This is a genomic window from Clostridium sp. (genome assembly GCF_029258205.1).
Taxonomy (GTDB): Bacteria; Bacillota; Clostridia; order Clostridiales; family Clostridiaceae; genus Sarcina.
In genome coordinates this window covers 1-11,026 of record NZ_JARHZJ010000013.1, presented here as the reverse complement: position 1 = coordinate 11,026, position 11,026 = coordinate 1, and the positions used below count along the sequence as shown (strand labels likewise).

8 protein-coding genes and 1 pseudogene are annotated in these 11,026 nt (G+C 28.6%); 8 read left to right on the top strand and 1 reads right to left on the bottom strand.

Features of this window, described 5'->3' with window-relative positions; genetic code table 11:
- Nucleotides 1–31: 31 nt before the first annotated feature.
- Nucleotides 32–166, bottom strand: a complete 135-nt coding sequence (gene rpmH / locus Q1J60_RS01470; protein ID WP_003451019.1) for a 50S ribosomal protein L34 — start codon at nucleotides 164–166, stop codon at nucleotides 32–34.
- 1,030 nt (nucleotides 167–1,196) lie between these two features.
- On the opposite strand from rpmH, the gene dnaA reads away from it, so the two are divergent.
- The 8 genes and pseudogenes from dnaA to tnpA all read left to right on the top strand — a co-directional run bounded on the left by dnaA (nucleotide 1,197) and on the right by tnpA (nucleotide 10,993).
- Nucleotides 1,197–2,564, top strand: a complete 1,368-nt coding sequence (dnaA, locus tag Q1J60_RS01465; RefSeq protein WP_300257518.1) for a chromosomal replication initiator protein DnaA — start codon at nucleotides 1,197–1,199, stop codon at nucleotides 2,562–2,564.
- Between the two features lie 294 nt (nucleotides 2,565–2,858).
- The gene (gene dnaN / locus Q1J60_RS01460; RefSeq protein ID WP_300257516.1) at nucleotides 2,859–3,959 is read left to right on the top strand and encodes a DNA polymerase III subunit beta; all 1,101 of its coding nucleotides are present in this window, start codon (nucleotides 2,859–2,861) and stop codon (nucleotides 3,957–3,959) included.
- Between the two features lie 113 nt (nucleotides 3,960–4,072).
- Nucleotides 4,073–4,279 carry a S4 domain-containing protein YaaA gene (yaaA, locus tag Q1J60_RS01455; protein WP_300257512.1) on the top strand — a complete coding sequence of 69 codons (207 nt, stop codon included), beginning with the start codon at nucleotides 4,073–4,075 and terminating at the stop codon, nucleotides 4,277–4,279.
- A gap of 77 nt (nucleotides 4,280–4,356) precedes the next feature.
- Nucleotides 4,357–5,442: a DNA replication/repair protein RecF gene (gene recF, locus Q1J60_RS01450; RefSeq protein WP_300257509.1), complete on the top strand. Its 1,086-nt coding sequence runs from the start codon at nucleotides 4,357–4,359 to the stop codon at nucleotides 5,440–5,442.
- Nucleotides 5,443–5,455: 13 nt separating this feature from the next.
- Nucleotides 5,456–5,716 (top strand): extracellular matrix regulator RemB, encoded by a 261-nt coding sequence (remB, locus tag Q1J60_RS01445; RefSeq protein WP_300257506.1) that lies wholly within the window; start codon nucleotides 5,456–5,458, stop codon nucleotides 5,714–5,716.
- Nucleotides 5,717–5,953: 237 nt separating this feature from the next.
- Nucleotides 5,954–7,870, top strand: coding sequence for a DNA topoisomerase (ATP-hydrolyzing) subunit B (gene gyrB / locus Q1J60_RS01440; protein WP_300257503.1), 1,917 nt, complete (start codon nucleotides 5,954–5,956; stop codon nucleotides 7,868–7,870).
- Between the two features lie 21 nt (nucleotides 7,871–7,891).
- Nucleotides 7,892–10,411 (top strand): DNA gyrase subunit A, encoded by a 2,520-nt coding sequence (gene gyrA / locus Q1J60_RS01435; RefSeq protein WP_300257501.1) that lies wholly within the window; start codon nucleotides 7,892–7,894, stop codon nucleotides 10,409–10,411.
- A 171-nt stretch (nucleotides 10,412–10,582) separates the two neighbouring features.
- A pseudogene (tnpA, locus tag Q1J60_RS01430) lies at nucleotides 10,583–10,993 on the top strand (IS200/IS605 family transposase).
- Nucleotides 10,994–11,026: the final 33 nt, after the last annotated feature.

The following is an 11,026-nucleotide window of genomic DNA, read 5'->3' as shown; positions in this document are numbered from 1 at the left end:
TGGTGCAGAAAAAGGCCACAAAATGCGGCCCTTATGCTGTTAATCTTTTTCTACCTTTTTGTCTTCTTCTCTTTAAAACATTTCTTCCAGATTTAGTTTTCATTCTCTTTCTGAAACCATGCTCTTTACTTCTTTGTCTTTTTTTAGGTTGATATGTCATGAACATTTAAATACACCCCCTTCAACCAATATTTTATTCTAGTAAAAAGCTAAAAACTTTTTACTTATTCGCTAATTTAGGTTTTACTGTTTAATTATATCTTTCAAGTAGCCCTCTGTCAAGAAAATAACTCACTTAAAGATTTGTTAACTATACCATATTTTCTTTTTAAATATATAAATAATTGTTTATACATTAAACTAGCTTAAATTATTACATTAATGACTCTAAAAATATATAAACTATATTATACTAAAACTTTCTATTATTTTATCCAAAATTTATTAAATTACTCATCTACTTATTAATCATAATTACATTAATTAAGAAAGCTTCTTTAAATCTTAAAAGTATATAACTATGCATTATATGCTTTAGATTAGTTTATTTAATAATAACTAAACATAACTTTATAAATATATTTATAAAGTTATCCACATATAAATAACAATCTGTTATTAACTTTTTACATTTATATTTATATCATTGTTTTTATAATCTAATTTATCATTATTAAATTTAAATATATATTGTTTTAATTTTAATTATGTAAAAAAATTAAAATTCCAAAAGATATTGCACCTAATATTTATGTTTAACTTTTAATCTTTTTACTTAATTCTAAATCTAAATAAGTTTTACACAAAATAAGTTATCAACAGCTGTTATTTTTGTGGATAACTTGTTGAATACAACTATATCTTTATGTTATCATATTAGTGCATTGTGAATAACTTTATTTAATATAACAACTTATCCACACTTGTGAATAACTCTGTTGATAACTTGTATATTATTCTTATTATTTTTTATTTATAATCTTTACAATCCTTTTATTTCAACGATTTTATATATTCTAAAGTTTCAACAAGAACTGTTTATATTTCTTGTTGATAATTTTTTTATAATAAAATTTATCCACATTATCAACAGCCTGTTAATAAATTTATTCACACCATGTAAAGTAATAATCTAATATGTTAATTATATGTGCATAATTAAAAGTTAAAATCATTTTATGATCGGAGGATAGAAGATGGATGCCCAACTAAATAATCTCTGGGAACAAGCATTAAACATAATAAAAGGAGAAATCTCTGAAATCAGTTTTAACACTTGGATTAAAAGCTGTACTCCTATATCAATTTCTGATAACATATTAAAACTTTCTGTTCCTAATGAATTCACTAAAGGGATTCTAGATACGAGATACAAAGACTTATTAATTCAAGCTCTAAAGATAGTTACATCTAGAAAGTTTAAAATAGAATTCTATCTTGAAGCTGATTTAGAAGAAGAAAAAGAGGAAAAACAGAAAGAAGAAAAAAAAGAGAATACAAATGATGTCGATGGATCTATAGTTGTAAGTGATGAAATGTCAGCTACATTAAATCCTAAATACACATTCCAATCCTTTGTAATAGGTAATAGTAACCGCTTTGCTCATGCAGCCTCTTTAGCAGTTGCTGAGTCACCTGCTAAAGCTTATAATCCACTATTTATTTATGGAGGAGTAGGACTTGGAAAAACTCACTTAATGCATGCAATAGGACATTATATTCTTCAAGAGAATCCTAAAGCAAAAGTAGTTTACGTATCATCTGAAAAATTTACTAATGAACTTATTAATGCTATTAAAGATGATAAGAATGAAGAGTTTAGAAATAAATATAGAAAAGTCGATGTTTTATTAATAGATGATATTCAATTCATAGCAGGTAAAGAACGTACTCAAGAAGAGTTCTTCCACACTTTCAACGCTCTACATGAAGAGAATAAACAAATTATACTATCATCAGATAGACCACCTAAAGAAATTCCTACATTAGAAGATAGGTTAAGATCTAGATTTGAATGGGGTTTAATAGCAGACATTCAACCACCTGATTTCGAAACTAGAATGGCAATACTAAAGAAAAAAGCTGATGTTGAAGGTTTAAATGTACCAAATGAAGTTATGGTATATATAGCTACTAAAATCAAATCAAATATAAGAGAATTAGAAGGCGCACTTATAAGAATAATAGCTTATTCTTCTTTAACTAATAGAGATGTAAGTGTTGATTTAGCTTCAGAAGCACTTAAAGATATAATATCTAATAAAGAAAGTGCTCCAGTTACAGTAAAAACTATTCAAGAATCCGTAGCAAATTATTATAATTTAAGAATAGAGGATTTAAAATCTCAAAGAAGAACTAGAAATATAGCTTATCCTCGTCAAATTGCTATGTATTTAAGTAGAAAACTTACAGATATGTCTTTACCTAAAATAGGTGAAGAATTTGGTGGTAGAGATCATACTACAGTAATTCATGCTTATGAAAAAATTTCTGAAAATTTAAAGACTGATGAAGGTCTACAAAGTATGATTAATGACATCACTAAAAAACTGACTCAAAAGTAATTAACAAAGTACATAATAACTGTATATTATCTGTGGATAACCTGTGGATTATTATGTTTATTATTTTTTACCTGTTATTTCATTGTGGATAATTGTTCACAGTAATCTACAGTTTATCCACAAGCAAAAAATCTCTGTAAGCATTGGTATACAAAGCTATTCAATGTTTATCCACAAATCCACAGGTACTATTACTATTATTATTATATTTATTATCTATTAATATATCTATTATACAAAAATTCACACTGTGTATAACTTATGTGAATAAGTCCTAAAAGGAGGGTTTTTATTTTGATATTTACATGCGACAAAAATAAATTACAAGAATCTATAGCTATAGCTCAAAAAGCTATAACAGGAAAATCAACAATGCCTATTTTAGAAGGTCTATACATAGAAGCTTCTGAGAATATAATAACAATAATAGGATCAGATAAAGATGTTAGTATAGAAACTAAATTTGAAGCTGATGTCATTGAACAAGGAAAATTAGTTGTTGATGCTAAAATATTTGGAGAAATTATAAGAAAGCTACCTAATGATAAAATTAAAATAGAAACAGTATCAGAAGAAGCTATAAGAATAACTTGTCAAAAATCTGTATTTGATTTATTACATATGAATGCAGAAGATTTCCCAAGCTTACCTAAGATAAATGAGAACATGATATTCTCAATAAACCAAGGAATCCTTAAAAACATGATAAAAGGAACTTCTTTTGCCATAGCTCAAGATGAAACTAGACCTATTCTTCAAGGTATATTATTTGAGATTAAGGACTCTAAATTAAATTTAGTGGCTTTAGATGGATATAGATTAGCAATAAGAACTGAGAATATAGATACTAACAATACAATTAATGCTGTTATACCAGGAAAAACACTTAATGAAGTAGCTAAGATATTAGAAGATTCAGATGAAATAGTTAATATAACATTTACTCCAAATCACATATTATTTAATATGGGAGATACAAAAGTAATTTCAAGATTACTAGAAGGTGAATTCATAAAGTATGATGCTTTATTACCAAAAGAGCATAAATTACAAATTGAAGTTGATAAACAAACTCTTCAAAATGGTATTGAAAGAGCATCTCTTATGGCTAAGGAAGGAAATAGTAATTTAGTTAAGTTTGATATAACTGATGAAAATATAGTAATAACATCTAATTCTCAATTAGGAAAAGTTAGAGAAGAAGTTACTATTAAATTACTAGGTGATGAAATTCAAATTGCATTTAACTCAAAATATTTATTAGATGTTTTAAAAAATATGGAAGAGGAAAAAATAGAATTAAGAATGACAAGTAGCATATCTCCATGTATTATAAGAAATAAAAATAATGATTTATGCGAGTATTTAGTTCTACCAGTTAGAATAGCAAGATAATTTAAATTAGATTTTTATAACTATGGTGAGTTTAGTATTACTAAACTCACCATAGACTATTTTTTTGAAAGGAGAAACAATGTGATTTTTAAATATACATTGTGTGTATAATTATGCAAGAAGTAAAAATTAATACAGAGTTTATAAAGTTAGATTCATTTTTAAAATGGTGCGGAGCAGTTAGCTTAGGATCAGAAGCTAAAATGTTCATAATGGACGGAGAAGTTTTAGTAAATGGTGAAATATGTACTCAAAGAGGAAAAAAATTAAGAGTTGATGATACTGTAGAGTTCAATGGGGAAATTTATAAGTTAATTTAAAGATACATAGCCTAAAGAACATAAGAATATGGTATAATTAAAATAGGTGTTTTGGTATAATTAAAATAGGTGTTTTTATGTATATAAAAAGTTTGCAATTAATTAATTATAGAAATTATGAAAATTTATCAATTAAGCTTTGTCCTAATGTAAATGTCTTTATAGGTGATAATGCGCAAGGTAAAACCAATGTAATAGAAGCTATATATTATTGTGGATTTGCTAAGTCACACAGAACTAATAGAGACAAAGAGCTAATAGAGTGGAATAAGGACAGAGCTTTTATAAGGTTAGATGTTCATAAGGATAGATTAGATAAAATCATAGATGTGAATATTTTAAAAGACGGAAAAAAAGCTATTAGCATAAATTCAATAAAGATAAGTAAAATTGGAGAATTAATTGGAACGTTTAACGTAGTTATGTTCTCTCCAGAAGATTTAAAAATAGTAAAAGAATCTCCTGGAATAAGAAGAAGATTTATTGATATGGAACTTAGTCAATTAAATAAAAGGTATTATTATAATTTAGTTCAATATAATAAAGTTTTACATGAAAGAAACTTAGTTCTAAAGAATAAAAATATAAATGAGGAAATGTTAGACATATATGATATACAATTAGCTCAATATGGAGAGAATATTATAAAGGCTAGATTAAAATATATTAAACAGTTAAACAAATATTCTAAAGAAATTCATAAAGAGATAACTTCAGGAAAAGAAGAAATTCAATTTAAATATATTTCTACTGTAAAAGATTTAGATAATATTAAAGATTCTATGATAAAACTATTAGAACAAAATAGAAAAAAGGATATAGATAAAAGAGCTACGTCTATAGGTCCACATAGAGATGATTTTAATATATATTTAAATAATATAGATGCAAAGATTTATGGGTCACAAGGTCAGCAAAGAACTAGTGTATTAACAATAAAATTTGCATCTTTAAAAATAATAAAAGAGATGACAGGTGAATATCCTGTGTTATTATTAGATGATGTACTGTCAGAATTAGACTTTAATAGAAAAAGATATATTTTAACATCAATAAAAAATATACAAACAGTAATAACATGTACGGGAATAGAAGATCTAACTAGTTATTTAGATGAAAACTCAAAAGTATTCAGAGTTATAAATGGATGTGTTCAATGTTAAAGGAGGAGTATTTGTGTTTTTACACTTAGGAGAGAATGTAGTAGTTCCAGTTAAAGATGTTATAGGAATATTTGATATACAAACTGCCATGTATAGTTCAGATACTATACAATTCTTAAGAATGGCTGAAGAGGATGGATTTGTTGAAAGAATTACAAATGAAAAGCCAAAATCTTTTGTTATAGCTGAGATAGATAAAATGAGTAAGGTATATCTTTCGCCTATTTCATCATCTACATTAACAAAGCGTACAGATATTAATTATAATCCTTAAATTTTTGAATTAAGATAAATTTGAGGTTATTACTAAAGATTTATTTTTAAAAGGTTTTATAAAAATAGGATTGCCAAATTTATTTTGGGAAGGGTTAACCAATAGCCTTTAAATTAATAGCTCTTAAATAATACTTACATTAAGTGTGAGGGATTGAAGGAATTTCGATTAAGTTGTTTGAGATTATTCACGGAAGACCCTATAAAAGTTAAATTGCTGCTATATAGGAGGAGTTATATGTTGGAGCAAAACAATCAAAATTATGATGCAAGTCAGATTCAAGTTTTAGAGGGACTAGAAGCTGTAAGAAAAAGACCAGGAATGTACATTGGTAGTACTAGTTCAAGAGGTCTTCATCATTTAGTTTACGAAATTGTTGATAACAGTATTGATGAAGCATTAGCAGGATACTGTAAAAATATAAAAGTATACATACACAAGGATAATTCAATTACTGTAGTTGATGACGGAAGAGGTATGCCAGTAGGAATCCATCCAAAGATGGGAAAGCCAACTGTAGAAGTTATAATGACAGTTCTACATGCCGGAGGTAAATTCGGAGGAGGTGGATACAAAGTATCTGGTGGTTTACATGGTGTTGGTGCATCTGTAGTTAATGCTCTTTCAGAATTATGTGAAGTAATTGTAACAAGAGATGGATATATTTGGAGGCAGTCTTATAAAAGAGGGGCTGTACTTACAGACTTAGAGAAAATAGGAGAAGCTGAAGGGAATGGAACTAAAGTTCACTTTAAGCCTGACCATGAAATATTCGAAGAAACTGAATATGATTTTGAAATTTTATCACAAAGACTTAGAGAGTTAGCTTTCTTAAATAAGGGAATAAATATAACTCTTATTGATGAAAGAGATGAAGAAGTTAAAGAAGAAGTATATCATTATGAAGGTGGTATAAAATCTTTTGTAAGTTATCTAAATAGAAATAAAGAAGTTTTACATGAGGAACCAATTTATGTAGAAGGTCTTAAGGATGGAATTTCTGTAGAAGTTTCTTTACAATATCATGATGGTTTCAATGAAAATATATTTACTTTTGCTAACAATATAGATACTGTTGAAGGTGGTACTCACCTAGCAGGATTTAAAACTGCTTTAACAAGAGTAATGAATGATTATGGTAGAAGATTTGGTCATTTAAAGGAATCAGATAAGAATTTATCAGGAGATGACATAAGAGAAGGTTTAACTGCTGTTGTTTCTGTTAAAATATCTGAGCCACAATTTGAAGGTCAAACTAAAACTAAGTTAGGAAATAGTGAGGCTAGAAGTGCTGTTGATTCAATTTCAGGAGAAGGAATTTCTATTTTCTTAGAAGAAAATCCTGAGGTTGGTAAAATTATAATAGAAAAGGCTTTATTAGCATCAAGAGCTAGAGAAGCTGCAAGAAGAGCTAGAGAGCTTACAAGAAAATCAGTACTTGAAAGAAGTTCATTACCAGGTAAGCTTGCTGATTGTTCATCAAAAGATCCTAAAGAATGTGAAATTTACATAGTTGAGGGAGACTCAGCTGGTGGATCTGCAAAGCAAGGAAGAGATAGAAAATTCCAAGCTATATTACCTTTAAGAGGTAAAATAATGAACGTAGAAAAGCAAAGATTAGATAAAATTTTAGGTTCAGATACTATAAGATCAATGGTAACTGCAATTGGAGCTGGTATAGGACCAGAGTTTGATATAGAAAAAATAAGATATAATAGAATAATAATCATGACTGATGCTGACGTTGACGGTGCTCACATAAGAACTTTATTGTTAACATTCTTCTATAGATATATGAGAGATTTAGTTGAGCGAGGTCACGTTTATATAGCGCAACCACCACTATATAAAATTTCTAAAGGAAAACAAGAGAGATATGCATACTCAGATGCTTCTGCAGATGAAATAATAGAAGAGTTTGGTGGAAAGGATAGTAGTGTAAGTGTCCAAAGATATAAAGGTCTTGGAGAAATGAACGCAGGACAACTTTGGGAAACTACTATGGATCCAGAATCAAGAATATTATTAAGAGCAGATATTGAGGATGCTATGGTAGCTGATGAGATATTTACAATTCTTATGGGCGATAAGGTAGAGCCAAGAAGAGAATTTATTCAGAAGAATGCTAAAAATGTTAGCAATTTAGATATATAGTACTAATATGAGGTGAAGTACATGAGCTTAAATGAGGGAAAAGTAATACCCATAGATATAAATAAAGAAATGAAAAAGTGCTACATAGATTATGCTATGAGCGTTATTGTTGGTAGAGCATTACCAGATGTTAGAGATGGTTTAAAACCAGTTCATAGAAGAATTTTATATTCAATGCAAGAATTGGGACTATATCCTGAAAGAGGATATAGAAAATGTGCAAGAATAGTTGGGGAAGTTTTAGGTAAATACCACCCACATGGTGATTCATCAGTTTATGATGCATTAGTTAGAATGGCACAAGATTTCTCATTAAGATATATGCTTGTTGACGGACATGGTAACTTTGGTTCTGTTGATGGAGACTCAGCAGCGGCAATGAGATATACGGAAGCTAAAATGAATAAAATAGCTTCTGAAATGCTTAGAGATATTAATAAAAGTACAGTTGATTTTACTCCAAACTTTGATGGTGAGGAAAAAGAACCAGTTGTATTACCTTCAAGATATCCTAACCTTTTAGTTAATGGTTCATCAGGTATAGCTGTTGGTATGGCTACTAACATACCACCACATAACTTAGGTGAGGTAATTGATGGAACCATAGCACTTATAGACAATCCAGAATTAACAAGTTTAGAATTAATGACATACATTAAAGGGCCAGATTTTCCTACAGCAGGAATAATAATGGGTAAATCAGGAATAAGAGCTGCTTATGAAACTGGAAAAGGTAGAATAGTAGTAAGAGCTAAAGCTGAAATTGAAGAGGAAAATGGAAGACACAAGATAATAGTAACTGAGCTTCCATATCAAGTTAATAAGGCTAAGCTTATAGAATATATTGCAGATCTTGTTAAGGATAAAAAGATTACTGGAATATCAGATTTAAGAGATGAATCTGATAGAGAAGGTATGAGAATAGTTATAGAACTTAAGAGAGATGCAAATCCAAATGTTACATTAAACCTTTTATATAAACATACAAAAATGCAAGATACATTTGGAGTTATAATGCTTGCTTTAGTTGATAATGAGCCACAAATATTAAACTTAAAACAAGTTTTAATTCATTATATAAACTTCCAAAAAGATGTTATAACTAGAAGAACTCAATTTGAGCTTAATAAAGCTAAAGACAGAGCTCATATATTAGAAGGATTAATAATAGCACTTGATAATATTGATGAGGTTATAAATATCATAAGAAGTTCTAAGACTTCAGAAATAGCTAAAAATACACTTGTTGAAAGATTTAGTTTAAGTGAAAAACAAGCTACTGCAATTTTAGAAATGAGACTTAGAAGACTTACTGGTCTTGAAAGAGATAAGATTGAAAATGAGTATAATGAGCTTATGAAGTTAATTGATTATTTAAATGCAATCTTAGCTAGTGAAGAAAGATTATTAGAGGTTATAAAAGAAGAACTTCTAGAAATAAAAGTTAAGTACTCAGATGAAAGAAGAACTCAAATAGAAAAGCAAGAAAATGAAATAGATATAGAAGACTTAATACAAGAAGAGGATGTTGTAATAACTCTTACTCATACTGGATATATTAAGAGAATATCTTCAGATGTGTACTCAGCTCAAAAGAGAGGTGGTAAGGGAATACAAGCAATGACAACAAAAGAAGATGACTTTGTTGAAAATGTACTTGTAACATCAACACACTCAAATTTATTATTCTTTACAACTAAGGGTAAGGTTTATAAGATAAAGGCTTATGAAGTACCAGACGCAGGAAGAACTGCTAAAGGAACAAATCTTGTAAATATATTGCCATTAGAAGCAGATGAAAAAATACAAACTATTCTTTCATTTAAGGATGTTCAAGAAGATGGATACTTATTTATGGGAACTAAACTAGGAATAGTTAAGAAGACACCATTAAAAGATTTCAAGAACATAAGAAAGAATGGATTAATAGCATTAAACCTTAGAGAAGGTGATGAACTTCTAAAAGCTAAGATAACATACGGAGACGCAGATATTATATTTGTAACTCAAGATGGTAATGCTATAAGATTTAATGAAACAGATGTTAGACCTATGGGAAGAACTGCATCTGGAGTTAAAGCTATAAGCTTGAGAGAAGGCGATGTTGCCGTTTGTATGGATATAGCTGTAGAAGACGAAAAATTACTAGTTGTTAGTGAAAATGGTTATGGTAAGAGAACTAAAATAGAAGAATATAAAGTTCAAAATAGGGGTGGAATAGGTCTTATAACATATAAAGTATCTAATAAGACTGGTAAAGTAGTTGGTGCTACTGTATGCAAAGAAGACGATGAACTTATGCTTATAAATAACCAAGGGGTAGCTATAAGAATAAATGTAAGTGATATTTCAGTTACAAGTAGATCGGCAATGGGAGTTAAACTTATGAGAACTCTAGAAGATGAAGCTGTTGTAACTATTGCTAAAATCTCTGGAGATACTAATGAAATTAAAGAAGAAATAACTTTATTAGAGCAATCAGAAGATGCAAATGAAGTTGTAGAAGAAGTAGTTACTGAAGTTAAAAATGAAGAAAACTAATAAGTTTTAATTGAACTCTGGTGCTTTTAGCATCAGAGTTTTTTTGTTTAATGAAAACCACTCGCTATGCGAGTGTGTTCAGATGAGCTTTAGCGATGTAATAAAAAACCTCCTTTTGTTAAAATGAAAATAGGTTCGCAGCCAATTTCCGTAACAAAAGGAGGTTTTAAAATGGATACAAACAGTTTAGCACATACAAAATTGAATTGTAAATATCATATAGTTTTTGCACCAAAATAAAGAAGGAAAGAAATATATGGAGAGAAAAAACAAGAAATAGGAAAGATATTAAGACAACTTTGTGAATGGAAAGGAGTTAGGATAGTCGAAGCGCATGCTTGCGTAGACAATATACATATGATTGTTGAAATATCACCTAAAATGAGTGTTTCAAGTTTCGTTAGATTTTTAAAAGGTAAGAGTAGTCTTATGATTTTTGAGAAGTTTTCAAATTTAAAATATAAATATGGAAATAGACATTTTTGGTGTAGGGGATTTTACGTTGATACTGTGGGGAAAAATAAGAAGGCAATTGAAGAATACATAAGAAATCAAGAGCAAGAAGACATGATAGCTGATTAAATAAGTATAAAAGAATATATGGACCCTTTTAAG

Coding starts and splice junctions, on each gene's coding strand:
- dnaA (WP_300257518.1), top strand. CDS start 1,197: ATGGATGCCCAACTAAATAATCTCTGGGAACAAGCATTAAACATAATA.
- gyrA (WP_300257501.1), top strand. CDS start 7,892: ATGAGCTTAAATGAGGGAAAAGTAATACCCATAGATATAAATAAAGAA.
- yaaA (WP_300257512.1), top strand. CDS start 4,073: ATGCAAGAAGTAAAAATTAATACAGAGTTTATAAAGTTAGATTCATTT.
- recF (WP_300257509.1), top strand. CDS start 4,357: ATGTATATAAAAAGTTTGCAATTAATTAATTATAGAAATTATGAAAAT.
- rpmH (WP_003451019.1), bottom strand. CDS start 166: ATGTTCATGACATATCAACCTAAAAAAAGACAAAGAAGTAAAGAGCAT.
- gyrB (WP_300257503.1), top strand. CDS start 5,954: ATGTTGGAGCAAAACAATCAAAATTATGATGCAAGTCAGATTCAAGTT.